Source organism: Stenotrophomonas sp. WZN-1, from assembly GCF_002192255.1.
Lineage (GTDB): Bacteria > Pseudomonadota > Gammaproteobacteria > Xanthomonadales > Xanthomonadaceae > Stenotrophomonas.
The window spans coordinates 4,077,850-4,103,790 of sequence record NZ_CP021768.1; the positions used below are offsets into that span (position 1 = coordinate 4,077,850).

The 25,941-nt window shown below is 66.9% G+C and carries 31 protein-coding genes and 2 tRNA genes; 11 read left to right on the forward strand and 22 right to left on the reverse strand.

Going from position 1 to position 25,941, the window contains the following annotated elements; all coding sequences use genetic code 11:
* Positions 1–169: 169 nt before the first annotated feature.
* From CCR98_RS19015 to CCR98_RS19025, 3 genes are read left to right on the forward strand one after another with little or no spacing between them, the layout of a single operon-like run.
* Positions 170–457, forward strand: coding sequence for a CD225/dispanin family protein (locus tag CCR98_RS19015; RefSeq protein WP_005419784.1), 288 nt, complete (start codon positions 170–172; stop codon positions 455–457).
* 34 nt (positions 458–491) lie between these two features.
* Positions 492–770 (forward strand): CD225/dispanin family protein, encoded by a 279-nt coding sequence (locus CCR98_RS19020; protein ID WP_087923819.1) that lies wholly within the window; start codon positions 492–494, stop codon positions 768–770.
* 44 nt (positions 771–814) lie between these two features.
* A complete protein-coding gene (locus CCR98_RS19025) occupies positions 815–1,240 on the forward strand; it encodes a DUF2752 domain-containing protein (RefSeq protein ID WP_087923820.1) in 426 nt (141 codons plus the stop codon).
* Positions 1,241–1,761: 521 nt separating this feature from the next.
* Here the strand turns inward: CCR98_RS19025 and ampE are convergent.
* The 5 genes from ampE to CCR98_RS19050 form a co-directional block, all read right to left on the reverse strand.
* Complete coding sequence (gene ampE, locus CCR98_RS19030; protein ID WP_087923821.1) at positions 1,762–2,649, reverse strand: regulatory signaling modulator protein AmpE; 888 nt, start codon at positions 2,647–2,649, stop codon at positions 1,762–1,764.
* Positions 2,650–2,783: 134 nt separating this feature from the next.
* Complete coding sequence (gene nudC, locus CCR98_RS19035) at positions 2,784–3,689, reverse strand: NAD(+) diphosphatase (RefSeq protein ID WP_087923822.1); 906 nt, start codon at positions 3,687–3,689, stop codon at positions 2,784–2,786.
* Between the two features lie 120 nt (positions 3,690–3,809).
* A complete protein-coding gene (gene erpA / locus CCR98_RS19040; RefSeq protein ID WP_087923823.1) occupies positions 3,810–4,202 on the reverse strand; it encodes an iron-sulfur cluster insertion protein ErpA in 393 nt (130 codons plus the stop codon).
* Between the two features lie 31 nt (positions 4,203–4,233).
* Positions 4,234–4,698, reverse strand: coding sequence for a polymer-forming cytoskeletal protein (locus CCR98_RS19045; protein WP_014038728.1), 465 nt, complete (start codon positions 4,696–4,698; stop codon positions 4,234–4,236).
* A gap of 4 nt (positions 4,699–4,702) precedes the next feature.
* Complete coding sequence (locus CCR98_RS19050) at positions 4,703–5,446, reverse strand: DUF6776 family protein (RefSeq protein WP_087923824.1); 744 nt, start codon at positions 5,444–5,446, stop codon at positions 4,703–4,705.
* Between the two features lie 179 nt (positions 5,447–5,625).
* Between CCR98_RS19050 and CCR98_RS19055 the strand changes: the two genes are divergently transcribed.
* From CCR98_RS19055 to CCR98_RS19065, 3 genes are read left to right on the forward strand one after another with little or no spacing between them, the layout of a single operon-like run.
* Complete coding sequence (locus tag CCR98_RS19055; protein ID WP_005419792.1) at positions 5,626–6,243, forward strand: DUF4126 domain-containing protein; 618 nt, start codon at positions 5,626–5,628, stop codon at positions 6,241–6,243.
* 44 nt (positions 6,244–6,287) lie between these two features.
* Positions 6,288–8,177 (forward strand): EAL domain-containing protein, encoded by a 1,890-nt coding sequence (locus CCR98_RS19060; RefSeq protein ID WP_087923825.1) that lies wholly within the window; start codon positions 6,288–6,290, stop codon positions 8,175–8,177.
* 1 nt (position 8,178) lies between these two features.
* Positions 8,179–10,398 carry an ATP-binding protein gene (locus CCR98_RS19065; RefSeq protein ID WP_087923826.1) on the forward strand — a complete coding sequence of 740 codons (2,220 nt, stop codon included), beginning with the start codon at positions 8,179–8,181 and terminating at the stop codon, positions 10,396–10,398.
* Between the two features lies 1 nt (position 10,399).
* Here the strand turns inward: CCR98_RS19065 and bfr are convergent, their stop codons facing one another.
* From bfr to CCR98_RS19080, 3 genes are all read right to left on the reverse strand, one after another.
* Positions 10,400–10,870 carry a bacterioferritin gene (gene bfr, locus CCR98_RS19070; RefSeq protein ID WP_005419804.1) on the reverse strand — a complete coding sequence of 157 codons (471 nt, stop codon included), beginning with the start codon at positions 10,868–10,870 and terminating at the stop codon, positions 10,400–10,402.
* 142 nt (positions 10,871–11,012) lie between these two features.
* Positions 11,013–11,222, reverse strand: a complete 210-nt coding sequence (locus CCR98_RS19075; protein WP_087923827.1) for a bacterioferritin-associated ferredoxin — start codon at positions 11,220–11,222, stop codon at positions 11,013–11,015.
* A gap of 116 nt (positions 11,223–11,338) precedes the next feature.
* Positions 11,339–11,959, reverse strand: a complete 621-nt coding sequence (locus CCR98_RS19080; RefSeq protein ID WP_087923828.1) for an RNA pyrophosphohydrolase — start codon at positions 11,957–11,959, stop codon at positions 11,339–11,341.
* A gap of 120 nt (positions 11,960–12,079) precedes the next feature.
* Between CCR98_RS19080 and CCR98_RS19085 the strand changes: the two genes are divergently transcribed.
* Positions 12,080–12,156, forward strand: a tRNA-Met gene (locus tag CCR98_RS19085).
* 55 nt (positions 12,157–12,211) lie between these two features.
* Positions 12,212–12,286, forward strand: a tRNA-Gln gene (locus CCR98_RS19090).
* A gap of 311 nt (positions 12,287–12,597) precedes the next feature.
* Here the strand turns inward: CCR98_RS19090 and rpsI are convergent.
* Both rpsI and rplM read right to left on the reverse strand, forming a co-directional pair.
* Complete coding sequence (rpsI, locus tag CCR98_RS19095) at positions 12,598–12,990, reverse strand: 30S ribosomal protein S9 (protein WP_005411311.1); 393 nt, start codon at positions 12,988–12,990, stop codon at positions 12,598–12,600.
* A 2-nt stretch (positions 12,991–12,992) separates the two neighbouring features.
* Positions 12,993–13,421 carry a 50S ribosomal protein L13 gene (gene rplM, locus CCR98_RS19100; RefSeq protein WP_005414692.1) on the reverse strand — a complete coding sequence of 143 codons (429 nt, stop codon included), beginning with the start codon at positions 13,419–13,421 and terminating at the stop codon, positions 12,993–12,995.
* Positions 13,422–13,617: 196 nt separating this feature from the next.
* Here rplM and coq7 point away from each other — a divergent pair, with 196 nt between their 5' ends.
* Positions 13,618–14,262, forward strand: coding sequence for a 2-polyprenyl-3-methyl-6-methoxy-1,4-benzoquinone monooxygenase (gene coq7 / locus CCR98_RS19105; RefSeq protein WP_087923829.1), 645 nt, complete (start codon positions 13,618–13,620; stop codon positions 14,260–14,262).
* Between the two features lie 92 nt (positions 14,263–14,354).
* On the opposite strand, the gene sugE is transcribed toward coq7, so the two are convergent.
* The gene (gene sugE / locus CCR98_RS19110) at positions 14,355–14,675 is read right to left on the reverse strand and encodes a quaternary ammonium compound efflux SMR transporter SugE (RefSeq protein ID WP_005419816.1); all 321 of its coding nucleotides are present in this window, start codon (positions 14,673–14,675) and stop codon (positions 14,355–14,357) included.
* Positions 14,676–14,841: 166 nt separating this feature from the next.
* Complete coding sequence (gene speD, locus CCR98_RS19115; RefSeq protein ID WP_006473908.1) at positions 14,842–15,636, reverse strand: adenosylmethionine decarboxylase; 795 nt, start codon at positions 15,634–15,636, stop codon at positions 14,842–14,844.
* A 149-nt stretch (positions 15,637–15,785) separates the two neighbouring features.
* Here speD and crp point away from each other — a divergent pair, with 149 nt between their 5' ends.
* Complete coding sequence (crp, locus tag CCR98_RS19120; RefSeq protein ID WP_010482649.1) at positions 15,786–16,475, forward strand: cAMP-activated global transcriptional regulator CRP; 690 nt, start codon at positions 15,786–15,788, stop codon at positions 16,473–16,475.
* Between the two features lie 62 nt (positions 16,476–16,537).
* Positions 16,538–17,299, forward strand: coding sequence for a sulfite exporter TauE/SafE family protein (locus CCR98_RS19125; protein ID WP_087923830.1), 762 nt, complete (start codon positions 16,538–16,540; stop codon positions 17,297–17,299).
* An 86-nt stretch (positions 17,300–17,385) separates the two neighbouring features.
* Here the strand turns inward: CCR98_RS19125 and CCR98_RS19130 are convergent, their stop codons facing one another.
* The 10 genes from CCR98_RS19130 to CCR98_RS19175 all read right to left on the reverse strand — a co-directional run bounded on the left by CCR98_RS19130 (position 17,386) and on the right by CCR98_RS19175 (position 25,940).
* Entirely contained in the window at positions 17,386–18,102 is a 717-nt protein-coding gene (locus CCR98_RS19130) for a haloacid dehalogenase-like hydrolase (protein ID WP_087923831.1), read from the reverse strand.
* Complete coding sequence (gene trpC / locus CCR98_RS19135) at positions 18,099–18,893, reverse strand: indole-3-glycerol phosphate synthase TrpC (protein WP_014038737.1); 795 nt, start codon at positions 18,891–18,893, stop codon at positions 18,099–18,101. Before trpC ends, CCR98_RS19130 begins: the two co-directional genes overlap by 4 nt.
* A gap of 74 nt (positions 18,894–18,967) precedes the next feature.
* A complete protein-coding gene (gene trpD, locus CCR98_RS19140) occupies positions 18,968–19,999 on the reverse strand; it encodes an anthranilate phosphoribosyltransferase (RefSeq protein WP_087923832.1) in 1,032 nt (343 codons plus the stop codon).
* A gap of 16 nt (positions 20,000–20,015) precedes the next feature.
* Entirely contained in the window at positions 20,016–20,603 is a 588-nt protein-coding gene (locus CCR98_RS19145) for an aminodeoxychorismate/anthranilate synthase component II (RefSeq protein WP_087923833.1), read from the reverse strand.
* A 2-nt stretch (positions 20,604–20,605) separates the two neighbouring features.
* Positions 20,606–21,385, reverse strand: coding sequence for an SIMPL domain-containing protein (locus CCR98_RS19150; protein ID WP_087923834.1), 780 nt, complete (start codon positions 21,383–21,385; stop codon positions 20,606–20,608).
* A 67-nt stretch (positions 21,386–21,452) separates the two neighbouring features.
* On the reverse strand, positions 21,453–22,928 hold the full coding sequence (trpE, locus tag CCR98_RS19155; protein ID WP_087923835.1) for an anthranilate synthase component I: 1,476 nt from the start codon (positions 22,926–22,928) through the stop codon (positions 21,453–21,455).
* 197 nt (positions 22,929–23,125) lie between these two features.
* Entirely contained in the window at positions 23,126–24,079 is a 954-nt protein-coding gene (gene yegS / locus CCR98_RS19160; RefSeq protein ID WP_087923836.1) for a lipid kinase YegS, read from the reverse strand.
* Positions 24,080–24,380: 301 nt separating this feature from the next.
* Entirely contained in the window at positions 24,381–24,863 is a 483-nt protein-coding gene (locus tag CCR98_RS19165; protein ID WP_087924241.1) for a GNAT family N-acetyltransferase, read from the reverse strand.
* A 12-nt stretch (positions 24,864–24,875) separates the two neighbouring features.
* Positions 24,876–25,553, reverse strand: a complete 678-nt coding sequence (gene rpe / locus CCR98_RS19170; protein WP_087923837.1) for a ribulose-phosphate 3-epimerase — start codon at positions 25,551–25,553, stop codon at positions 24,876–24,878.
* Between the two features lie 57 nt (positions 25,554–25,610).
* A complete protein-coding gene (locus tag CCR98_RS19175) occupies positions 25,611–25,940 on the reverse strand; it encodes a DnaJ domain-containing protein (RefSeq protein ID WP_005411327.1) in 330 nt (109 codons plus the stop codon).
* Between the last annotated feature and the right edge of the window lies 1 nt (position 25,941).

Sequence of the window (25,941 nt, forward strand, 5' to 3'; positions counted from 1 at the left end):
CTCTGTTTCATCACACAGGCCTGTCAGATGCGTCAAATCAATGGCCATACACGCCAGTATCTGGCTGTAACCGCATACATGCAGCGCGGGTTGAGGTAGATTACGCACCCACAGGGGGGAGGTTCGGCCAATGCACCAGGGGCCGGCCACCAAGGAACGGAGTCTCGCTTTGAATCAACCGCCACCGCTCAGCCGTCCGGTCTACATTCCCAACCATCTGGTCTGGGCGATCCTGACGACGCTGTTCTGCTGCCTGCCGTTGGGCGTGGTGTCGATCGTCTATGCCTCCCAGGTCGATGGCCGCCGCGCCGCCGGCGACCTGCCGGGGGCCTACAGCGCGTCGCGCAAGGCAGGCTGGTGGGCGGTGGCTTCGGCCGTGGCCCTGCCGGTCCTGTTGCTGTTGTGGTTCGGGCTGTTCGGCGGCTTGGCCGTACTGGGCGCTCTTTCCGACCAATGATTCACCACCACCACCCATCAAGGAGCTTGAACCCATGAACACCGCCACTCCGCAGGTCCCGAACAATCTGGTCTGGGCCATCCTGAGCACCCTGTTCTGCTGCCTGCCGGCAGGCATCGTGTCGATCGTCTATGCCGCCCAGGTCAACGGCAAGCTGGCCGCTGGCGACATCGCCGGTGCCCAGGACTCCGCCGCCAAGGCCAAGAAGTGGGCGATCTGGTCGGCCATCGCCGCCGTCGTGGTCGGCGTGCTGTACGGCATCCTGATCGTCGCTCTCGGCGGCATGGGTGCGATGAGCAACGGCGGCTACTGATCCGCGTGGACGGATCCGGCGTCCGCGCCGGATCCGTTGCTGCAATGTCCGCACTTCCCGCCCGCTCCCGACTCGCCCGCTGGGCACCGCTGCTGGCCGCCACCGGCCTGGCCGCAGGTGCCGCGGTGGTGCTGCGCAACGTCAATCCGTATGTCGCCGGCAATCCTTTGCCGAGCTGCCCGCTGTACGCGCTGACCGGCCTGTACTGCCCGGGCTGCGGCAGCACCCGCTGCCTCTATTCACTGGTCCATTTCGACCTGCCCGGCGCGATGGCGATGAACCCGCTGCTGGTCATCAGCGTGCCCTTCCTGCTGCTGATGCTGCTGAACGTCGCCGGCATCCGGCCGCGCGTGCTCGACCCGCTGATGCGGGTGCTGGCCAATCCCACGTTCTGGCTCTGGGTGCTGCCCGGGTATGCGCTGCTGCGCAACCTGCCGTGGGCACCGTTCACCGCACTGGCACCGATCTAGGTTTCCAGCCAACGGCGCAGCCCCTCGTGGTGGGCGAGTGCATTGATACGGGATCTGGCCGGGCGGTGTGGGCTGCGCAGGGGACGCCGTAAACCCATCCATGGGGGCTTGTCCGCGGCATCCATGCCGCAGACACCCCTGCACAGCCCACACCGCCCGGCCACGGACAGTTTCCGTGTGCGTCCACCACGGAAAAGAAAAAGAAGATCAAAAGCGAAAGCGGATCGCTTCGCTCCGCATCCACGCATGGCGTGGATCTACCGTGTCGACCAAGGTCGACACCCACCGGCAGTCGCAGTTGACCCACCGTCACCGGGAACTGTCGGGGGTGGGGCGGTGTGGGGCTGCAGGACCGTTGGCGCCATGGATGGCGCCATCGAGCCCCCAGGGACGGGTTTACGGCGTGTCCTGCAGCCCCACACCGCCCCGCCCAACCCTCAGCAACCCAGAGCCGCTTTGGCTTTGGCTTTGGCTTTGGCGTTGGCCTCTGCAGGTGCAGGGCTGCAAGCCCTGCAAAGCAACTACGTCACCCAGCCTGCAATCACCAGCAGGGCGAGGATCGCCAGCCACAGCAGCAGCATCCGCCACACCAGGCTCATCGCATCACGCAGGTCCGGCAGCCGCTGCCACACCGGCAGCAACCCGGCCTCGGTGTAATCGTGCGCATCCTCGCGCAGCTCAGCGTTGACACTGGCCCGCGCCACCGCGCCGAGGAAACCGATGCCGCCCGCCAGGCGTTCGCCATGGGCCTGGCGCCAGGCCTTCCACGCCGTATCGAAGTTGCCCACCAGCGCCATCGAAAACGCCATCAGCTGCGCCACCGGCCACTCGATCCATCCCAACAGGCGCTGCGCCAACGCCAGCGGCTCCACCGGCACGCGTGCACGCATCGGGCTCTCCGCCATCAGCGCCAGCAGCCGGTAACCCAGCGCACCGGCCGGGCCCAGCAGCAGGAACCAGAACAGCACCGCGAACCAGCGGCGCAGCGCATTGAGCACAGTCGCCTCGACCAGCGACGGCACATCCTCGCGCAGGCTGCCACCGGCGGCCTGCAGGTTGCGCGCGGCGGCCTGCCGCGTCGCGGCGTCGTCCGCGTCGATGATCGCTTCGATATCACGATCCAGGTCGCGTGGCCCCCAGCACCAGGCCAGCACCGCCACGCCCAGCAGCAGCGATGGCAGGCCGAACAGCACTCCGCGCAGCAGCCACGCCACCACGCCCATCAGCAGCAACGGCGGCAACAGCGCCAGCGCGACGCCTGCCACGCCCTGCCAGGCCCTGCCGCCATGCGCGTCCAGCCAGCCCAGCCATCGCCGGAAACCGTCGAAACGGCGCAGCGAGGCCGCAGCGGCCGGGGCAACGTGGCCCAGGGCCAGTGCCACCAGCACGGCAGCCAGAGTGGTGAACATGGCAGGTCTCCCTACGAAACAGAACGCTCGGCGCCGCTACCTTACCTGTCGCAGCGGCGCCCTCCGCGATGAGCCGCACTGTAACCCGGGCCGTGTTCAGGTGGCGGCAATACAGGCGCCGCAGCCGGCCGGGTTCAGCCCTTGTGCTGGCGGTACCAGTGTTCGATCAGGCCCCGCGAAATCGAGATCGGCGGCGACAGGCGGATGCCCTGGCCATCGTCCTCCACATCGCGTGCCAGCGCAGCGCCGACCTCTTCAGCACTGAACCAGCGCGCATCCTCCAGCTCGCCATCCACGGTCGGCAGGTCGTCCTGCGCCTGTGCACGGAACCCGACCATCAACGCGCCGGGAAACGGCCACGGCTGCGAGCCGAGGTACTGGCAGGCGGTCACCCGCACTTTGCTTTCCTCATGGACTTCGCGCACCACGGTCTGCTCGAAGGTCTCGCCAGGTTCGACGAAGCCGGCCAGCACCGAGTAGCGGCGCGGCGCCCAGTTCGACTGCCGGCCCAGCAGCAAGCGGCCCTGGTTCTCCACTGCCACGATAACCGCCGGGTCGACACGCGGGTAATGCTCGGTGGCGCACTGCCCGCAGCGGCCGACGAAGCCACCACGGGCAAACGCCACGGCACCGCCGCACACGCCGCAGAAGCGGGTACGCGAGTGCCAGTACGACATGCCGCGGGCATAGCTGAAAGCGGTCGCATCGGCCATCGACCACAGCAATGCGGCCTGGCGCAGATCAAGCCGGCGTGGTGCGCTGATGGTGACGTTGGCGGCTTCAACCGAGAACCACGCCTGCTCCCCGCGCAGGCCGAGGAAGATCGCGGCACCCGGGCCGCCACCGATGTCGGCGCCGGTCAGTGCCAGCGGCTGATCGTCATCGCTGGTGAAGGCGCTGCCGTCCTGATCCAGCACGAGAATACGCGCGCCCGGCCACAGGCGCGCCAGTGCATCGGCATCTTCGCGCAGGGCATCGGCGCGCTCCAGCGGTTCGCCAACGAAGGCGAAACCGGAAAGCGGCGAAGGAGTATTGGGCATCCGGCAAGCGTGCCGTCAATCGATGCGGGTGGCAAGCCGCAGACTTTGCGCAAACCAGCTATGGGGGTGGAGCTTGCTCCACACACCTTGTCGCGCAGGGGGGCGGGCCCCGCGCCCTGCCTACATGCTGAAGCTGCTGCCGCAGCCGCAGGTGGTCTTCGCGTTCGGGTTGCGGATCACGAACTGGGCACCGGTCAGGCTTTCGGTGTAATCCACCTCGGCGCCCATCAGGTACTGCAGGCTCAGCGGGTCGACCAGCAGGGTCACCCCGCTGGTCTGTACCGCCAGGTCGTCTTCGGCACGGTTCTCGTCGAACTCGAACCCATACTGGAAGCCCGAACAGCCACCTCCCTCGATGTACACGCGCAGGGCCAGGTCGGGGTTGCCCTCTTCCTGGATCAGGGATTTGACCTTGGCGGCCGCTGACTCGGTGAAGTTCAGCGGGCGCTCCAGCGACTGGTAATCGGGCGCGGCAACCTGGGTGGCGCCGGGCAGGGAGACTAGCGTGCTCATGGTGTCAGCATGGGGGTGCCGGCGATGGCTTTCAAGCCATCGCCTCGGCCAGCTTGCGGCGTGCGGCGGTGTCGCCCTTGCCATCATTGGCGTCGTCGCCTTCCGGCGCCGGCAGGGCCGCCATCGGCGCGCTCGCGTGGATCAGGCGGCCGTTCAGCTGGGCGCCCGCATTCATCTCCACCACCTGGTAATGGACGTTGCCATTGACCCGTGCGCTCGGGGTCAGCTCGACCTTCTCGGTGGCGTGCACATCGCCGTCCAGGCGGCCACTGATGACCACCACCTGGGCGCGGATCTCACCCTCGATCACGCCATGCTCGGCGACCGTCAGGGTCGCGCCACTGGCGCCTTCGGCGGCGATCACCTTGCCGTGGATGCGGCCTTCCACATACAGGCCCCCGCTGAATTCCACATCACCGCGGATCACCACCTGGTTGCCGATCAGGGCATCCACCACCAGCTGGCCTTCACGGTTGGATTTGCTGCTTCCGAACATCTGCCTACTCCCCTTTGCTGGCCGGCGCACCGGCCTGTTTCCAGTCGAATACCTGGGTGGTACCCCCCGTACCACTCCCCAATGTCACCCGCACGCGTTGCGGGGTGAAGTCAGCCGGCAGCATCACGCTGCCGGTGAGCTGCTGGAAGTACCGGAACGAGTAATCCTGTCCCGGCACCTTGCTGCGCTGGTGCAGATCATCCCAGCTGATCGTGGCCAGCTTGCCGTTCTTCACACCTTCCACGGTGAAGCGCATCTGCCCCTGGCTGATGGCACCGCGGTTGAGGTTCTGGGTCAGCACGGCGGTGTACTGCCAGGTGCCGGCTGCTCCCGGGCTGAACTCGATCGAGTGGGTATTCAGGCCCTTGCGCTGGCTGGTCGAACCGACCAGGCGCTCATAGAAGGCGACGTCGGCGCGCAGGCCGGCGATTTCCTCATCGCGCTCGGCCAGCGAGGATTGCACCTCGGTGTTGGCGGCGCGGCTGATGCGGTCGGAGGCTTCCAGCGTGGCCTGCTTCTGGCGCAGTTCGGTCAGCTGCGCCTGCAGCGTCTCGGCACGCTTCTCGGCGGCCTGCAGGCGCTGGCCCTGGGCATCGCGCGGCGTGGCCATCCAGCAGCCGCCGAGCACCGCCAGCACCAGGCTCAGCAGCCAGATGCCGCCGAGCACCAGCAGGCGGCGGCGGTCGGCAGGCGGTTGCGGCGAGCCGGGCAGGCGAACCTGCACGCGCATGGGAGGACGGTTGGTCATGGGTGGTTTCCGGGGTATCGCAAGGGCGACACCGGTACGGCCCCTGTGGCAAACGACGGGCTAGTGTATGACAGGACGGGTGGGTTTCCTGCGCAGTGGCCGGCCACGGTCTGTGGCGTTCAGGCACGCCATCGTCGATAGTGTGGCCCCCTGCACAGTTCCGTCGCCGGAGCACCGCCATGACCGAAGCCCACCTGTTCGTGATCGGCATCCTGCTGGCCTGGCTGGCCGGCATCCGCGTCTACCTCACCGTGTTCGGTGTCGGCCTGGCCGGCCTGCTCGGCTGGGTCGACCTGCCCCCCGCCCTGCAGGCCACTGAATCATGGTGGGTGCTGGGCACATCGGCGGCGCTGGCCGTCGCCGAGTTCTTCGCCGACAAGATCCCCGGCGTGGACTCGGTCTGGGACCTTGTGCAGACGCTCGCGCGCGTACCCGCCGGCGCATTCCTCGCGGCGGCCACGCTGTCGCCGGATGGCCAGCTGGGCACCGGTGCGCTCGCCGCCGGTGCCGGCGTCGCCCTGGCCAGCCATGGCCTGAAGGCCGGTACCCGCGCCCTGCTCAACACCTCGCCGGAACCGGCCAGCAACTGGGTCGCCTCTGCGGCCGAAGACACCGTGGTGATCGGTGGACTGGCGCTGGCGCTGGCGCACCCGTGGATCGCCCTGATCGTGGTGCTTGCCTGCAGCCTGGCCGGCGCACTGCTGGTATGGCTGGTCTGGCGCGCACTGTGGAAGGGCGTGCGCTGGCTGGCGCGCGGTGCATCGGCAGCACCGCCGGGGCACACCGGTACCGGTTGAGCACCGGGCTTGTCGCATAATGGACGCGAACACCAGGAGCACCGATGGCCGCAAACGAATCCCCCGCGGGCGCCCGCCCGGGACGCGCTGAAACCCCTCCGGCCGATCATTGGCAGCGCTGGGCGCCCGAGGCGGCAAGCCCCGCTGTGGCCGCACCGACGGTTGCGACCCCGCCGCCCATCGCGACCGATGCCCCGGCGCCGGGCAACGGCGCACCGCCGCCGCTGCCCGGCCCGATCGCACTGGCCGAAGCCGGCAACAACGATCTGGCCCCACCGCCATCGGACTCGCCCTACCGCGTGCTGATCGTGGAAGACGATCGCGCCCAGGCGCTGTTCGCGCAGAGCGTGCTGCACGGCGCCGGCATGCAGGCGATCGTGCACAGCGATGCCGATGCCGCGCTGCAGGCGATCAAGGAGCACCGCCCCGACCTGATCCTGATGGACCTGCACCTGCCGGGGCTGGATGGCATGCGCCTGACCGCGCTGATCCGCCAGCAGCCTGGCCTGCAGCTGCTGCCGATCGTGTTCCTCAGTGGCGATCCGGATCCGGAACGGCAGTTCGAGGTGCTCGACAGCGGCGCCGACGACTACCTGAGCAAGCCGATCCGGCCCCGCCACCTGATCGCAGCGGTGGCCAACCGCATCCGCCGTGCACGTGCGCAGGCCGCGACCCTGCCGGGCGCCACCGGCGCACCGGCCACCAGCAATCCGGAAACCGGCCTGCCGACGCGCCACCACGTGCTGCAGCAGCTCAACACCGCACTCGCCCACCGCGATCACGGCGGGGTGTTCTTCATCGAAGTGGCCAGTGCGCTGGGCCTGCGCGAACGCTATGGCTACGCCGCGTTTGAACGGCTGATGGTGCAGGCCGGCCAGCGCCTGGCCGAGGCCGGCCATCCGCACCTGCTTGCGCGCCTGAACGACAACAGCTTCCTGCTGCTGGCCCGCAACGCCGACGAAGACGCCCTCGAAGGCATCGCCGCCACCCTGCGCGAGCAGCTGTCGGCACGCGCCTTCGTGATCCGCGACGACGAATCCGTGCACCTGCGCGGCGTGGTCGGCTATGCGCCGCTGTCGCCCGGTTTCGAGGATGCCAACAGTGCGCTGGAAGCGGTTGAGCGCACCACCCTGCAGGCACGCCTGCTCAGCGCCGGCGTGGCGGGCCACGTGCATCGCCAGGCGGTCACCGAACAGGAACACCTGGCGCTGCTGGAAGGCCAGCTGGAACTGGCCTACCAGCCGATCGTCGCCGTGGCAGGGGGCAACACCGCGCAGTACCAGCTGCTGCTGCGCCTGCGCCAGACCGATGGCACGGTGCTGGCGGCTGGCCAGGTGATCCCGGCTGCGGAAGCCGCCGGGCGCATCGCCGACCTCGACCAGCAGGTGATGGACCACGCACTGGGCCTGCTGGATCTGTACCGGCACGCGACGCAGCCGCTGAACCTGTTCGTCTCGCAGTCGCTGCGTACCCTGCAGCGCGATGCCTTCGCCGACTGGCTGCTGGAATCACTGCAGCAGCGTGACCTGCCCGGCGGCGCCCTGGTGATCGACGTGCGCCTGCCCGACGCACTGATCCACACCGTGCCGCTGCAGCAGTTCTGCCAGCGCATGGCCAGTGCCGGGGTCCGCTTCTGCCTGAGCCAGTTCGAACCCAGCGGCGAGGCCGATGCACTGCTGACCCAGCTGCCGCTGTCGTTCGTGCGCATGGCCGCGCGCTTCTCCAGCAGCCATGCCAATCCGTCCACGCGCGAGGAACTGCGCAAGGCGATCGAACAGGCCCATGCCGCCGGGCTGCAGATCATCGGCCAGCAGATCGAGGATCCGCAGGCTGCAGCAGCGATGTGGGTCGGCGGCGTCGACTACATCCAGGGCAACATGGTGCAGTCGGCCGGCAGCGATCTGAACTTCGACTTCCACAACGCGGTGCTCTGACGTGCCGCTGTGGGGCGTGCTGCTGGTTGCCCTTGCTGCGGCCGCCATCGCGTTGCTGCTGGGACTGCGCCTGCGCGCGCGCAACCTTGCGCTGGCGCAGCTGCAGCGCACTTACAGTGCGCTGGCCGCCGAACGCGACCAGCTTCGCCATACCACCGAACGCCAGGGGCAGCTGGAACAACAGCTGCTGCAGGCCAAGCAGGCCGCCGAGGCGGCCGTACTGGCCAAGGGCGAGTTCCTGGCCACGATGAGCCACGAGATCCGCACCCCGCTCAACGGCATCCTGCCCATGCTGGAGCTGATCGCGCGCGGACCGCTGGGCGAAGACCAGCGGCAGATGCTGGCTACCGCCTCGGCCAGCTCGCAGCAGCTGCTGCGCATCGTCGACGACATCCTCGACTACTCCCGGCTGGAAGCGCAGGCGCTGGAACTGGAGATCACCAGCTTCAACCTGCGCGACCTGCTCGATGGCGTGGTGCAGCTGATGCAGCGGGCCGCAGACGCCAAGGGCCTGGCCCTGGGCCTGCAACTGGATCCATCGGTGCGCCTGCCGGTGCGCGGCGACCCGGTGCGCCTGCGCCAGGTGCTGAGCAACCTGCTGGCCAACGCCATCAAGTTCACCGCCCGCGGCCAGGTGCAGCTGCGCGTGCTGCGCCTGGGCGAAGGTGCCGCGCAGCACCAGCTGCGCTTCGAGATCATCGATACCGGCATCGGCATCGACGACGCGCTGCAGGCGCGCCTGTTCCAGTCCTTCAGCCAGGCCGACGCATCCACCACCCGCATCTATGGCGGCACCGGTCTGGGCCTGGCCATCTGCAAGCGCATCATCGACCTGATGCACGGGCATATCGGCGTGCAGTCCACGCCCGGCCAGGGCGCGACATTCTGGTTCGAGATCCCGCTGCTGAAGGTCCCTGGCGACCTGCCGGCGATGGCGCGCGCGCCGGCGCCGCTGCTGCTGTTCAGTGCCGATGCAACGCTGCAGGCACGCATCGAGCGCATCGCCGCCCACCATGGGCTGCAGGTGCAGGTGCTGGCGCAGCTGGATGCCGTGGTCGAGCGCCTGCGCGCTCCTGCGCGGCCCGGACAACCGGCACCGGCATGGTTGCTGGTCGATGCCCGCGCACGCCGCAACGGTGAGGCTACGCTGCAGCTGGCGCTGGGTGATCGCGGTGACGACGATGCACTGCAGGTGCTCTGGCTGCAGGAGGGCGCACTTCCGCAACGCCCGCGCCAGCGCCAGCTGCCCCCGCACTTCGACGATGCGGCCCTGCATGCACTGCTGGCTGCACCGGTTGCCCACGCCCGCCCCGCTGCGCTGCTGGCCAGCGCGGACAACGAGCAACCGGCTGCCACGCTGCCACCGTTGCATCTGCGTGTGCTGCTGGTGGAGGACAATACGGTCAACAGGATGGTGGCCGAACAGCTGCTGCGGGTGTTCCAGTGCGAGGTGCGCAACGCCGCCGATGGCGAGCAGGCACTGACCGCGCTCCGCGAAGGCGACGTGGACATCGTGTTGATGGATTGCCAGATGCCAGTGCTGGACGGCTACGCCGCCACGCGCCGTTGGCGCGCCGAAGAAGCGGAGACCGGGCGTGCGCGCCTGCCGATCATCGCAATGACCGCCAATGCCATGGCCGGTGACCGCGAGCGCTGCCTGCAGGCGGGCATGGACGATTACCTGTCCAAGCCGATCGCGCGCGCCACGCTGCATGCGCTGCTGCAGCGTTGGGTGCAGCGATCGCGCGTTGTCGCAGCATCGAGCATGCTCGATGGCGACACACACGTGGCCCGTCGGGTCCTGCCAACCGAGCAGGGCTCGGCGCTACAAGGCGATGACAGCCGCGTCGGGGCTCTGCCGAAACCGGTGCTCGACCGCGACGTGCTGGATGAACTGCACGGGGTGATCGGCGACGCTGCCACCCAGATCGTCATGGTCTTTCTTGAAGATGCGCCGGCGATGGTGCAGCAGTTGCAGCTGGCCGCGCAGAACGGCGATGAGCCGCGCTTGCAGGCCGTTGCGCACAGCCTGAAATCATCGAGTGCGAACGTGGGCGCGTCGTCGCTGTCGGCGATCGCGCAGCGGATCGAGCATGAAGCCCGCAGCGGCAGCCTGCAGCGCCCCGCCGTGGCAGTGGCGCTGCTGGTTGCGGAATTTGCCCGCGCGCGCGTGGCGCTGACGGGCTACCTGGCACAGCATCGCGCCGGCCAGGGCAGCTGACTCACTCTTCCAGCTTGCTGAGCAGGTACTTCGGCTCGCCGATGCGCTCGATCAGGTCCAGCTGGGTTTCCAGCCAGTCGATGTGCTCTTCTTCCGAGTCGAGGATCTTCACGAACAGCTGGCGGCTGACGTAGTCGCCAACCGAATCGGAATAGGCCACGGCCTCGCGCAGGGTGACCACGCCATCGCGTTCCAGCGACAGGTCGCACTGCAGGATCTCGGTCGGGTTCTCGCCGATGCGCAGCTTGCCCAGCGCCTGGAAGTTCGGCAGGCCTTCAAGGAACAGGATGCGGTCGGCAAGCATGTCGGCATGCTTCATCTCGTCGATCGATTCCTTGTACTCGTGTTCGGCCAGCTCCTTGATGCCCCAGTTCTTCAGCATCTTGGCGTGCAGGAAGTACTGGTTGATCGCGGTCAGCTCGTTGTAGAGGACCTTGTTGAGGAATTCGATGACCTTGGTGTCGCCCTTCATGGGGGTGCTCCTGCACGCTGAAAACGCAGGCACTTTAACGCCTTGCGTGCGGTCGTGAAGGAACGCGAATCGTGCGCATTGGCCTGCGCGGCCGCACATGAAGGATGCGAAAGCGCGGCGTCAACGCGCCGCGAAAAGGCGATCAGGCAACCTGGGCCAGGCCCAATACCGGCAGCGGCAGATCGTGGGTCGCACGTGCCTTGGCCAGCAGGTCGCCGGCCATGTCCAGGCAGGAACCGCAGGTGGCACCACAGCCTGTACGCATGGTCAGTTCGGCCACCGTGCTGACGCCGTGGGTGGCGGCTTCGCGGATCTGGTGGTCGGTGACTCCGTTGCAGATGCAGACGTACACAGGCGGGAACCGGGCTGACAGGCCAGAAGCGGCCTGTTGGCTATTCCAATGGAAACGAGAATGGTTGTCAATCAGAGACCTGAACCATTCTCGATACCGTTCAGCCGGTCAGCCGGTCAGCTGGTCGGGCCGTCGCCCGTGGCCTTCTTCGGCCAGTAGCCCCGGGTGCGCGGGCGCTTGCGCGGGCGGTCGTGCCCGGCCGTGTGCCCCGGCATCCAGGCCTCGGCGGCGCTCTTGGGCATGGCGGTGACGCCCTGTCCGGCCACGCCGCGCGCCAGTGGCGCCAGGTGTCGCAGGGCACGCGCATAGACGCCGCGTTTGAACATCACCACGTGCTCCACCGGGTACCAGAAGTCCACCCAGCGCCAGTGGTCGAACTCGGGCGAGTCGGTGTGGTCCAGCGTCACGTGGGATTCGTCGCCGGTCAGGCGCAGCAGGAACCAGACCTGCTTCTGGCCGATGCAGACCTGCCGCTCGTTGCGGCGGATGGCCCGCGCCGGCAGCTTGTAGCGCAACCAACCGGGCGTCGCCCCGAGCACTTCCACATGCTCAGGCAGCAGGCCGGTCTCTTCCTGCAGTTCACGATACATGGCCTCGACAGGCGTCTCGTCGGTATTCATGCCACCCTGCGGGAACTGCCAGCCATCCCGGCGCACGCGTCGTGCCCAGAACACCTGACCATCCTGCCGCATCAGCACGATGCCGACGTTCGGTCGATAGCCGTCCGGATCGATCACGATGCGGACTCCTAAAAAATCTACTGGTCGGGACTATCCCATGCCCTCTGTCGGCCCACAAGCACGGCACAAAAGTGTTGACAGGGGCGATACACATCCGCAGAATAGCGGGCTCACCAAGGCTATGTAGCTCAGCCGGTTAGAGCACAGCACTCATAATGCTGGGGTCGGTGGTTCGAGTCCACCCATAGCCACCACACTGAAAATCAAGTTGTTTTTCAGTGTGAAAAGTGAGAAAATAGTTGCACGTTTTGCCCCGTCGCCAAGCGGTAAGGCACCTGACTCTGACTCAGGCATTCGGTGGTTCGAATCCATCCGGGGCAGCCAAATTAAAAGCAAAAGGCCAGGTCGAAAGATCTGGCCTTTTGCTTTTAATTTGGTCGCGCATTCCACCTTATCCCCGCGCCTGTCGGCGCGCCCCCTTGAGCAACAAGGGGGCTCTTCTCCAGAGAGGAGCCCGGGGTCGGATCCTTTTCTGCACGATCCCACCCTGCTGACATGCGACGCCCCGGGTAGTGCCGTCCGCTGGCCGGCAACCTGGAAATGCATGACCCCGAAACGACAAAAGCCCGGCCAAAGCCGGGCTTTTGCTTTTCCAACCAGCGGGCTCCCGGAGGAGCCCAACCAGGCGCGGTAAATCAGCGCTTGGAGAACTGGGTGGCGCGGCGGGCCTTGTGCAGACCGACCTTCTTACGCTCGACTTCACGGGCGTCACGGGTCATGAAGCCAGCCTTGCGCAGCTCGGACTTCAGGGTTTCGTCGTACTCGACCAGAGCACGGGCGATGCCCAGACGGATCGCACCGGCCTGGCCGGTGGTGCCGCCGCCAGCGGCGGTGACCAGGATGTCGAAGCTTTCGGTGTTCTTGGTCAGCTCGAGCGGCTGGCGCACGATCATGCGCGCGGTCTCACGACCGAAGAACTCGTCCAGCGGACGACCATTGACGGTGATGTTGCCCGAACCCTTGCGCAGGAACACGCGAGCGGTGGAGGACTTGCGGCGGCCAGTGCCGTAGTTTTGAGTGATAGCCATGATTAGATATCCAGAACCTGCGGCTGCTGTGCGGCGTGCGGATGCTCAGTGCCGGCGTAGACCTTGAGCTTGCGGTACATCTGGCGACCCAGCGGGCCCTTCGGCAGCATGCCCTTGACGGCGATCTCGATCACGCGCTCCGGGTGGCGCTCCAGCGCCTGGGCCAGGGACTCGGTCTTCAGGTTGCCGATGTAGCCGGTGAAACGGTGATACATCTTGTCCTGCAGCTTCTTGCCGGTGACGGCAATCTTTTCTGCATTGATGACGACCAGGTAGTCGCCGGTATCAACGTGGGGGGTGTAGACCGGCTTGTGCTTGCCGCGCAGACGGCGGGCCAGCTCGGTGGCGAGACGGCCCAGGGTCTTGCCCTCGGCGTCGACGAGGTACCAGTCGCGCTGGACGGTCTCGTTCTTGGCAGTGAAAGTGCTCATGAAGAACTCTAGGTTAGGTCGGGCTCATTGCGGCGAACGACTCGCCGGAACTCTGCCACGCGTTGTGAAAGGTGAAGCGTAAGAGGCGGGATTGTACGCAGGTCAAGCCCCCGGTGCAAGCTGGCCCTGCCCCGGGTTGGCAGGGGGACGGGGGCGGGCGAGAATCGGCGGGTCTTCCGCCCCGCCACGTACCGCCATGACCGTGCTCCGCCAGACCACCCCGCTGGACCACCTGCTGACCGAAGCGCAGCGCGCCCTGGACACGGTGTTCGGCAACCCACCGGCGGCCCGCCCCTACCCGGCTGCGGACACCGGCGAGCCGGGCATGGACAACGCCGAGCGCCGACATGCGGCGGGCCTCATGCGGATCAACCATGTCGGCGAGGTCTGCGCACAGGGCCTGTACTTCGGCCAGGCGGCCGTGGCCCGCGACCCGGCCACCCGTGAACACCTGCTGGAGGCGGCCCAGGAAGAGACCGATCACCTGGCCTGGTGCGCGACCCGGCTGGGTGAACTGGACAGCCGCCCCAGCCTGTTCAATCCGCTGTGGTACGCGGGCAGCTACACCATCGGCACCCTGGCCGGGCTGCGCGGCGACGGCTGGAACCTGGGCTTCGTGGTCGAAACCGAGCGCCAGGTGGAAGCCCACCTGGACGAGCATCTGGTCGATCTGCCGGCCGGCGACCTGCGCAGCCGTGCGGTCATCGAGGTGATGAAGGAAGACGAAGCCCGCCATGCGGAGCACGCCGAGCAGGCCGGCGCACGCCGCCTGCCGTTCCCGATCCCGGGCGCGATGGCGCTGGCTTCCAAGGTGATGAAGGCCATCGCGTACCGCATTTGATGGGTTTGCCCGCACCAACGGTGCGGGCCTACCAGGAGGTGCGGTGGGGCCCGGTGGTGGGGTCCGACCGTTGGTCGGGCCGTCGGGCCGCCTTAGTTCGGCGAGACCAGCTTCAGGCCGATCACGCCGGCCACGATCAGGCCCACGCAGGCCAGGCGGGCCGGCGACGCACTGTCGTTGAACAGATAGATGCCCAGCACCGCCACGCCCATGGCGCCGATGCCGGTCCAGATCGCATAGGCGGTGCCGACCGGGATGCTCTTCATCGCCTGGCTCATCAGGTACAGGCTGATCAGGGCGGACACCACCGTGGCAACGGTGGGCAGGGGTTTGCTGAAGCCTTCGGAGTACTTCATTCCGAGGGCGAAACCGATCTCGAACAGGCCGGCCAGCAGCAGGTAAATCCAGGGCATGGGTGGGGGCTCCTTACCTTTTTTGAGAAAAACGAAACGGCCCGGTGTTTTCACACCGGGCCGTGGGTCGGTACATCACCGTGGAACCATATCGCGCGCGACACCAGTTCCACGGGGCGGGTCGTCCCGCCTGGGCGGCGATGCCTGCAGGCATCGCGCATGGGGCTTACTCGGACAGGTTCCGGCCGTGGAACAGCTCTTCGATCTCGCGCTTGAGCAGCGCTTCGATCTTCATGCGTTCCTTGAACGACAGGTTCTTGGCCTTTTCCTCGAACAGGTACTGGTCCAGGTCGAAGTCCTTCAGGTGCATCTTCGTGTGGAAGATGTTTTCCTGGTAGACGTTGACGTCGAACATCTCGTAACGCGACTTGATGTTCTTGGCCAGGAAGTTCTGGATCGAGTTGATCTTGTGATCGATATAGTGCTTCTTGCCCTTCACATCGCGGGTGAAGCCACGGACACGGTAGTCCATGATCACGATGTCCGATTCCAGGCTCTCGATCAGGTAGTTCAGGGCCTTCAGCGGCGAAATGACGCCACAGGTGGCCACGTCGATGTCCGCGCGGAACGTCGCGATGCCTTCCTGCGGATGGGTTTCCGGGTAGGTATGGACGGTGATGTGGCTCTTGTCCATGTGCGCGACCACGGCGTCGGAGATCAGCTCCTTGCCGGCCTGCTTCTTATCGATCACCGGTTCTTCGGAGATCAGGATGGTCACCGAGGCACCCTGCGGGTCGTAGTCCTGGCGGGCCACGTTCAGGATGTTGGCGCCGATGATCTCGGCGACATCGGTCAAGATTTGAGTCAGCCTGTCGGCGTTGTACTCTTCATCGATGTATTCAATGTAACGCTGACGCTCCTCTTCGGTGCGCGCGTAACACACGTCATAGATGTTGAAGCTCAGCGCCTTGGTGAGGTTGTTGAAACCCTGCAGCCTCAGGCGAGGCAACGGCTTGACCACGGCGGTCGATTCCTGTGTAAGAAGGGAAAGGAGGAATTATGGGGCAAACTGCCCTCGGGGGGAACGTGAAGACGCAAGAGTTCTGGCACACTGTTTGCCCTTAACAATTGCGCTGGTTAAGCTCCGCTATCGACCCCGTGAATCCGTTCATGCGCAGAGGGAGCGCCCCTATCGTGTCAACCGTGCGCCTAGCTAGCAGTCCACTGGCCCTGGATATCGCCACAATCGATCGTTTCCTGGCGCACAGCCACAGGCGGCGATATCCCACCCGTACCGACGTCTTCCGACCCGGTGACCCGGCGGGAACCCTGTATTACGTCATCAGCGGCTCGGTTTCGATCATGGCCGAGGAAGATGACGATCGCGAGCTTGTGCTGGGCTACTTCGGTGCCGGCGAGTTCGTCGGCGAGATGGGCCTGTTCGTTGAATCGGACCGCCGCGAGGTGATCCTGCGGACCCGTACCGCCTGCGAGCTGGCTGAAATCAGCTACGAGCGCCTGCACCAGCTGTTCCTCGGCCCGCTGTCGGCCGATGCCCCGCGCCTGCTGTACGCGCTGGGACAGCAGATCTCCAAGCGCCTGCTCGACACCAGCCGCAAGGCCAGCCGCCTGGCATTCCTGGACGTTACCGACCGGATCGTGCGCACCCTGCACGACCTGGCGCAGGAACCGGAGGCGATGAGCCATCCACAGGGCAGCCAGCTGCGCGTCTCCCGCCAGGAGCTGGCACGCCTGGTGGGCTGCTCGCGTGAAATGGCCGGCCGCGTGCTGAAGAAGCTGCAGACCGACGGCCTGCTGCATGCCCGCGGCAAGACCGTGGTGCTGTACGGCACCCGTTGACCGTTGAGCACCCGGTGGGTGCGGACCTTGGTCCGCACTCCTTCGCGCGCTAGGCTCGGTACATGGAACTGAGCAGCGCATTCTGGTGGTTCATCCTCATCGGCCTCGGCGCCCAGCTGGTCGACGGCGCACTGGGCATGGCGTTCGGCCTGGTGTCGTCGTCGGTGATGCTGGCCATGGGCATTCCGCCCGCGCAGGCCAGCGCCGCCATCCACACCGCCGAGGTCTTCACCACTGGCGCCTCCGGCGTGTCGCATCTGGTCGCCGGCAATGTCGATAAGCGCTTGTTCCTGCGCCTGGCGCTGCCCGGCGCAGTAGGCGGTGCCGTGGGTGCCTACGGCCTGACCCAGCTGCCCGGCGAGCTGATCCGCCCGCTCATCTATCTCTACCTGCTGGTGCTGGCCATCATCATCCTGGCACGTGCCGCCGGCCGCCTGATGCCCAAGGGCGAGGTCAAGCGGGTGCCCGTGCTGGGCTTCGTGGCCGGCTTCCTGGATGCCAGCGGCGGGGGCGGCTGGGGGCCGGTGGCCACCTCCACCCTGCTCGCACGCGGCGGCCAGGCACGCACCACCATCGGCACGGTGAATGCGGCCGAGTTCGTGGTCACCCTGACGGTTTCGGCAACGTTCCTGCTGTCGATGGGGCTGCATCACCTGCAGATCGTGGCCGGCCTGCTGATCGGCGGCATGATGGCCGCACCGGTGGCCGCACTGCTGGTGAAGCGCCTGAAGGAGCGCTGGGTGCTGGTGGCCGTCGGCGTGCTGGTACTGGGCATCAGCCTGTTCCAGATCGGCCATGCGGTGTACGGGTACCTGTACCGCTGACCGCTCGTCGGGCATGGCCCGGCGCTACCCTTTCCGCTCTGGTAGCGCCGGGCCATGCCCGGCGGATCGGTCATCGTGCGATGGGGTCAGGCCTTGTCGCCACCGCGGTCCACGCAACCCCAGTTGAGGATGCGGGTGCCGGCCGGCAGCACGCGGCGGAAGAAGTCCACCCGCCCCGGCTTCGGGTTCACCACCACTGGCGCCTTGGCGGCCAGCAGCAGCGGCAGATCGGCGGTGCTGTCGGAGTACGCGATGTCGATGTCGCCATAGCCGCGCTCGCGCAGCATGCGCATCTTCTCTTCGTTGTGGCAGTGGCGGGTCGGGCCGACACCGCCCAGCCGCGGGCCGACCTCGGTGCCGATCACCGGCACGTCCTGGTGGGCGACGAAAGCCAGGATCGCGCGCGCCAGCTCCGGCGGCGCACCGGTGGCAACCACCACACGGTCGCCCTTGGCGCGGTGCGCAGCGAACACCTGCAGCGCCTGCGGCAGCAGCTTGGCGCGCATCTGTGCCTCGTTGCGCAGCACATAGGCGTCAATCACCTTGTTGAAGTCACGCGCGCGATGCAGGCCGAAGCTGCCGATCCACACATAGACCGAAATGCCAGCACGACGGGTCGGCAGCATCGCCACCATCGGCCCGGCGATCGGCGTGACCAGCAGCGCCGCCAGCATGCGCAACGGATTGCGCTTGATCAGCGAGGCGAACAGATGGGTGCCCGAATCGCCGTCGTAGAGGGTGTGGTCGAAGTCGAAGACCACCAGCGGCGCATCCCCGCGCGGCGTTGGATAGTGCGTTGTCATGCCGCGAAGAATAGCTGACGCAGGCCCTCGCCCGGCTCTTCCACGCGCATGAAGGCTTCGCCGACCAGGAACGCATGGATGCCGGCGTCGCGCATCAGCGCCACGTCCTGCGGGCCGAGGATGCCGCTCTCGGTGACCAGCAGGCGGTCACGCGGCACGGCGTTCTGCATGTCCAGCGTGGTCTGCAGCGACACCTCGAAGGTGCGCAGGTTGCGGTTGTTGATGCCGATCATCGGCGCCGGCACCTGCAGTGCGCGCTCCAGCTCGTCGATGTCGTGCACTTCCACCAGCACGTCCATGCCCAGCGACAGCGCCAGTTCGGACAGCGTGGCCAGCTGGGTGTCGTCCAGCGCCGCCACGATCAGCAGGATGCAGTCGGCGCCCAGCACGCGTGCCTCGTACACCTGGTAGGCGTCGATGACGAAGTCCTTGCGCAGCACCGGCAGCGTGCAGGCTTCGCGCGCCTGCTGCAGGTAGGCGTCGGCGCCCTGGAAGAAGTCGACGTCGGTCAGCACCGACAGGCAGCTGGCGCCACCGAACTCATAGCTGACGGCAATGTCGGCCGGGCGAAAGTCCGGGCGGATGACGCCCTTGGAGGGGCTGGCCTTCTTCACCTCGGCGATCACCGCCGGGTCGCCGTTGGCCACCGCCGCCTGCAGCGCGCGCACGAAGCCACGTACCGGCGGGGCGCTGGCCAGAGCGGCCTGCAGCTCCTCGAGCGGGCGCTGGGCGCGGCGCTGGGCCACTTCTTCGGCCTTGCGGGCCAGGATCGTCTGCAGGATGTCGCTCATCGTCGTCGGTTCAATGCGGGGGCGGTGAGGACGGCCATTATCGGCCATCGAGGGGGTCAGTCTGAACCGCGCGCTCAGGCAACCAGCGCGCGGGTGGTCTCCACATACTGCTGCAGGCGCTGGCGGGCACTGCCATTGGCAATGGCGGCACGGGCGCGGGCCAGGCCGTCGCCGATGTCGCTGGCCACGCCGGCCACGTACAGGGCGGCGCCGGCATTGAGCGCCACGATGTCCAGCGCCGGGCCGGGCTCGTTGTCCAGCACCGCGCGCAGCATCGCGATGGACTGCTCCGGGCTCTCCACGCGCAGGTTGCGGCTGGCCGACATGGCGATGCCGAAGTCTTCCGGGTGGATCTCGTACTCGCGTACCTTGCCATCACGCAGCTCGCCTACCAGGGTGCCGGCACCCAGCGAGATCTCGTCCATGTTGTCGCGGCCCCAGACCACCATGGCGCGCTCGGTGCCCAGCTCGCGCAGCACCCGCGCCTGGATGCCCACCAGATCGGGATGGAACACGCCCATCAGCACCGACGGCGCGCTGGCCGGATTGGTCAGCGGGCCGAGGATGTTGAAGATGGTGCGCACGCCCATCTCGCGGCGTACCGGCGCGACCACCTTCATCGACGGGTGATGGATCGGCGCGAACATGAAGCCGATGCCGGTCTGTTCGATGGCCGCGGCCACCTGCGCCGGCTGCAGCTCGATGGCCGCGCCCAGCGCTTCGACTGCATCGGCGCTGCCGGACTTGGACGACACGCTGCGGTTGCCGTGCTTGGCCACGCGCGCACCGGCCGCGGCGGCGACGAACATCGCGCAGGTGGAGATGTTGAAGGTGTGCGAACCATCGCCACCGGTGCCGACGATGTCGACCAGGTGGGTGGTATCGGCCACCGGCACCGCCAGCGCGAATTCACGCATGACCGTGGCCGCAGCGGCAATCTCGTCGATGGTTTCCTTCTTCACGCGCAGGCCGGTGAGGATGGCGGCGGTCATCATCGGCGACACGTCGCCGCGCATGATCTGCCGCATCAGGTCGACCATCTCGTCGAAGAAGATTTCGCGGTGCTCGATGGTGCGTTGCAGGGCTTCCTGGGGGGAGAAGCTCATGGGAATGCTCCTTGGATCAGGCCGCCGGGCGCTGCAGGAAATTGCGCAGCAGGGCGTGGCCGTGTTCGGTGAGGATGGATTCGGGATGGAACTGCACGCCTTCCACCGGGAACTGGCGGTGGCGCAGGCCCATGATCTCTTCGATCGAGCCGTCGTCGTTCTCGGTCCAGGCGGTCACTTCCAGCGCGTCGGGCAGGCTGTTCTTGTCCACCACCAGCGAGTGGTAGCGGGTGGCCTGGTAGCGGTCCGGCAGGCCGGCGAACACGCCCTTGCCTTCATGGCGGATCGGCGAGGTCTTGCCGTGCATGATGTTGCCGGCACGGATGACCGTGCCGCCATAGACCTGGCCGATGCCCTGGTGGCCCAGGCACACGCCGAGGATCGGCGTGGTTGGGCCGAGGCGCTGGATAAGTTCCAGCGACACTCCCGCTTCGTTGGGCGTGCAGGGGCCAGGCGAGATGACGATGCGCTCGGGCTTCTGCGCGGCGATCTCGTCCACGCTCATCGCATCGTTGCGCACCACCTTCACCTCGGCGCCCAGCGTCTGCAAGTACTGCACGAGGTTGTAGGTGAAGCTGTCGTAGTTGTCGATCATCCACAACATGGTCAGGTTCCGTCGCTTATCAGGAAAATGGCGTATACGTTTTCGGTGTAGGTGATGGGGCCGGCTTCCACCGACTCGCGCAGGCGGGAGCCCGTGGTCTCGATGCTGTTCATCGGTGCCTCGGGCGCGGGCGGCGAGGGCGGCGTCACCAGATCCCCACTGCTGGGCCAACTGCCCGCCTGGATGCCATAGGCGAAGTTCGGCGCCACGTCGGAAATGCTGTACAGACCGCGCAGCTGGGTGCCGTAGGCCTTGGCCAGGCCCTGCGCGGAGTCGCGGGTCTGGGCTGCCGCCTCGCCCTTGAGCTCGCGGCGCAGTGCCACTTCACCCGAGTAGGTCGGGGCCACGCTGCTGACCTGCACGTTCTCGTTGGCCTTCAGCGCGCCCAGCACGTCCTGCATCGCCTTCACGCTGGCGAAACTGGCACGCAGCTGGCGCGACACGCGGGTGCCGATGAAGACCTGCCGGTTCTGCTCGTAGCGCGTCGCCGGGCCGATCCGCAGGTTGTCCGCACGCACGCTGCCCTCCACCGCCTTGTTCTGCTTGAACAGCGCCAGCGCGCGGGCAACGTTGTCCTGCACGCGGCGCCGCGCCGCGTCGGCGTCCATGTCGGTCTCTTCGATGTTCAACTGCAGGCCGAACCGGTCCGGCATCACCACGCGGCGCGCCTCCCCCTTCACCAGCAGATGCGGCTGCGAGGGAATGGTGTTGGCCTGCGCCCACGCAGACGGGGCCATCGTGGCCAGCAGTGACGACCACAGCAATGCGCTCAGCAGCTTCATGCGGTACTCCTTGTCTTGATTGGGAACAGCGGAGGGTGCCGCGGCGCAGGCCACGGCACGGGGAGAATCACAGGCCCTTGGCGGCCTGGGCGACGGCGCGGAACAGCGCGCGGCCCTTGTTCATCGTCTCGTCCCATTCCTTGTCCGGGTCCGAGTCGTAGACGATGCCGGCGCCGGCCTGCACATACAGGCGGCCATCCTTGATCACCGCGGTGCGGATCGCGATCGCGGTATCGGCATCGCCATGCCAGCCGATGTAGCCGATGCTGCCGGCGTAGACATTGCGCTTGATCGGTTCCAGCTCACGGATCACTTCCAGCGCGCGGATCTTCGGCGCGCCGCTGACCGTACCCGCCGGGAAGGTGGCACGCAGCACGTCGGCATAGCTCAGGCCCGGCTGCAGCTGCCCGCTCACTTCGCTGACGATGTGCATGACGTGGCTGTAACGTTCGATCACGAACTGCTCGCCCACTTCCACGGTGCCGGCCTTCGATACGCGGCCGGCGTCGTTGCGGCCGAGGTCGATCAGCATCAGGTGCTCGGCGCGTTCCTTCGGATCGGCCAGCAGTTCGGCTTCCAGCGCCTGATCCAGCTCGGGCGTGGCACCGCGCGGACGGGTGCCGGCGATCGGACGCACGGTGACTTCGCCGTCCTGCAAGCGCACCAGGATTTCCGGCGAGGAACCGACCACCTGCAGGTCGCCGACATCGAGGAAATACATGTAGGGCGACGGGTTCAGTGCACGCAGCGCACGGTACACATCCACCGGGCGCGCCTTGAACGGCACGCTCAGGCGCTGGCTGAGCACCACCTGGAAGATGTCGCCGGCACGGATGTATTCCTTGCTGCGCTGGACCGCATCGACGAAGCCTTCGCGGGTAAACCCGGAAACAAAATCGGACTCGTCCAGCACGTCACTGTTGAGCGGCGCCGGATAGCCGGCGCCCGGTGCACGCAGCTTCGCGGTCAGTGCATCCAGGCGCGCCTGCGCCTGTTCGAACGCACCCTCGACACGCGGGTCGGCATGCACGATCAGGTACAGCCGGCCCTTGAGGTTGTCGAACACCGCCAGCTCGTTGGAGTCCAGCAGCAGGATGTCCGGCGTGCCCAGTTCGTCGCGACCGGCCGGCGGTGCCAGGCGCGGTTCGATGTAGCCGATGCACTCGAAGCCGAACCAGCCGACCAGGCCGCCGGTGAAGCCCGGCAGGCCGTCCAGCTTGGGCACCGAGTGGGCGCTGCGCAGCGCCTCGACTTCGGCGAACGGGTCGGCCACCTCGCGGGTGTCCACCACCTGGCCGTCTTCGCGCACGGTCAGCGTGTGGCCATGGAAGGCGTACACGCGGCGCGCCGGCAGGCCAATGATCGAGTAACGACCAAAGCGCTCGCCGCCTTCGACGGATTCAAACAGGTAGGTATTGGGGCCGTCGGCGAGCTTCAGATAGACCGAAAGCGGCGTGTCCAGGTCGGACAGCACTTCACGGACGACGGGAATATGGGTGTGGCCTTCAGCGGCCTGCAGCAGAAACTGAGCGTGCGAGTTCAAGACGACTTTCCTTCCGGGACACAGCGTTATGGGGACGGACGACGGCAACAGGCCACCATCGCCACCAACGGCGTGCGGAAGAAAGGGTATGCGGGGTCGTCAGGCTGGACACCCCCTGACTGTATCGCAGCTTGGACGGGAGGGGAACCCTATGAAACTGAACCACAGGACGCCCGGGGCGTGCGCAGAGACCGGCGCTACGCCGGGGCGTTCGCAGCAGAGGCCCCGGCAAGCAACGGGCAGTCGGCCGGCAGATGCATCCTCACCCTGCCCGGCACGCACGCGATGCGGAACTGGTGGGCCTGCACCGGTTCACCGTCCAGGTTGAGCGTCAACGGGCGCTCGGATTCCACCTGCAGCCACGGCAGGCGCGCGCGCGTCGCCAGCTGTTCCAGCGCGGCCTGGGTGCCGGACTTCAGCATCTGGCCAAGCGTAGCGGTGACTTCACCCTCCAGCTCCGGAAGTACGGTTACATCCAGCAGCCCATCGTCGATCAGTGCCTGCGGGCACAACTGCTGGCCACCGCCGGCCTGCCGGCCATTGCCGATGCCGAGCGCGATGAAGTCGCCTTCCCACGCGAAATCCGGACCCGACAGGCGTGCATGGATCGGCTCGATCCGCCCCAGCTTGGCGATACCGGTGATCACGTAGGCCAGCCCGCCCAGCATCTTCTTCAAGCCGGCATCGGTCTCCACCGTCACCTGCGTGCCGAAGCCACCGCTGGCGAGATTCGCGCACCACCAGGGCGTGCCATCGGCATCCACGCGCAGCAGATCGATGGCATGCGGCGTGGCCTGTCCGATCAACGCAAAAGCGGCCTTCGGCTCGGTCGGAATACCCGCAGCCGTGGCGAAGTCGTTGGCGGTCCCCAGCGGGATCAGCGCCAGCGAGGGCAACGCATCCGCCGCTTCCTCGCGATGTGCCAGGGTTTCGGCCACCGCGCTGAGCGTGCCGTCACCACCGGCGGCAACGATCACGTCCACGCCGTGATCGATGGCCTCAGCGACGTAGCGCTCGGCGTCACCGTCCTCCCAGGTCACCCGCACCTCCAGCTGCACGCCCTGCCCGCGCCAATGGCCGACAGCCTCGCGCAGTTCCTCGTTGCCTGCGGATTTGCCATTGAGGATCAGGCGCCAGCGCGGTGCGGTCATGCGGAGCTTCCAGGAGGGGGCGGCACAGGCTAGCAATGCGCTGTTTGTCCGCAGTGAATGTCACGCAGGTGTCATTCAGCTGCTGGAGAATGGAAGGCCATAGCAGGGACGATGGATGGAGGCAGGATCAGCCTCCCACGCATGCAGCGAGGCCACGCCAGTGATTGGCGTGGCTTTTTTTTGGGGTGCGCTGGGAGTGCGAACCGAGGTTCGCACCCACCGGGTTGCGGTTCACACCCACTAGCCTGCGGTTCGCACCCACCCGGTGGGTAGATCCACGCCATGCGTGGATGCACTCGCCTCAACCGTTGGCGAAATCGTGCAGCGCCTGGCCCTGCAACCGATACACCGTCCACTCGTCCTGCGGCGTGGCGCCGGCGGCGGTGTAGAACTCGATGGCCGGGGTATTCCAGTCCAGCACCGACCATTCGAAACGACCGCAACCCTCGGCCACGGCCTGGCGTGCGATGTACTTCAGCAGCGCCTTGCCGGCGCCCACACCACGCTTTTCCTGGCTGACATACAGGTCTTCCAGGTAGATGCCCTTGCGGCCCAGCCAGGTCGAGTAGTTGTAGAAGTACACGGCGTAACCAATGGCCTGGCCGTCGGCTTCGCAGATCAGCGCGCGCGCCGTGGCATCGGCACCGAACAGGCTTTCGGCGATGCCGATCTCGTCGGTCTGCACCGAATGCTCGGCCCTCTCGTAGATGGCCAGCTCTCGGATGAAATGCAGGATCAGGCCGGCATCGGCAACGGTGGCCGGGCGGATGTTCAACACGGCCACCGTGCTCATGGCTCAGCCCCGCGCCGCAGCGACGTTGGCGCGCATCTGCGCGATCACGTCCTGGTAGCTGGTCTTGGCGTTGAAGATGGCCGAACCAGCGACGAAGGTGTCGGCGCCGGCGGCGGCGATCTCGCCGATGTTGTCGGCCTTCACGCCGCCGTCGATCTCCAGGCGGATGTCCTTGCCGCTGGCATCGATCATCTTGCGCACCACTTTCAGCTTGTCCAGCGCCGAGGGAATGAAGGCCTGGCCGCCGAAGCCCGGGTTTACCGACATCAGCAGCACCAGGTCCAGGTCATCCAGTACCCAGTCGAGGATGTCCACCGGGGTGGCCGGATTGAGCACGATGCCCGGCTTGCAGCCCAGCGAGCGGATCAGCTGGATGGTGCGGTGCACGTGGCGGCTCGCTTCCGGGTGGAAGCTGATGTAGGTGGCACCGGCCTCGGCGAAGTCCGGGATGATGCGGTCCACCGGCTCGACCATCAGGTGCACGTCGATCGGCGCGGTGACGCCGTGCTTGCGCAGCGCCTGGCAGACCATCGGGCCGATGGTCAGGTTCGGCACGTAGTGGTTGTCCATCACGTCGAAGTGGACCCAGTCCGCGCCGGCGGCAAGGACGTTGTCGACTTCCTCGCCGAGGCGGGCGAAGTTGGCGGACAGGATGGACGGGGCGATGAGGCAGTTGGACATGGCCGGGGCCTTCGGAACGGGGAAAAGGTTCTCCCGCCCGCAGGCGGGACTCTGGAATCAGCGCTTGCGCAGGGTCTTGATGCGGTCGTAGGCGGCATTGATCCGCCGCGACTTCTGCTCGGCCTGCTGCTGCAGCTCGGGGGCGGCGCCGCCGAGCTTGTCGGGGTGGTACTGCGAGATCAGCTTGCGGTAGGCGCGCTCGACCTCGGCATCGGTGGCTTCGGAGGTCAGCCCCAGCTCCCGGTACGGGTTCTCCTTGTTCAGGCGGAACCAGTCCGAGTCGAAGGCGTGGCCGATCAACAGGCCGACTACCGCGCCGAACAGCGGATTGGGCCGGAACAGCAGGGCGCCGGCGATGAATCCGAGCAGTTTTCCGTACCAGCGCATG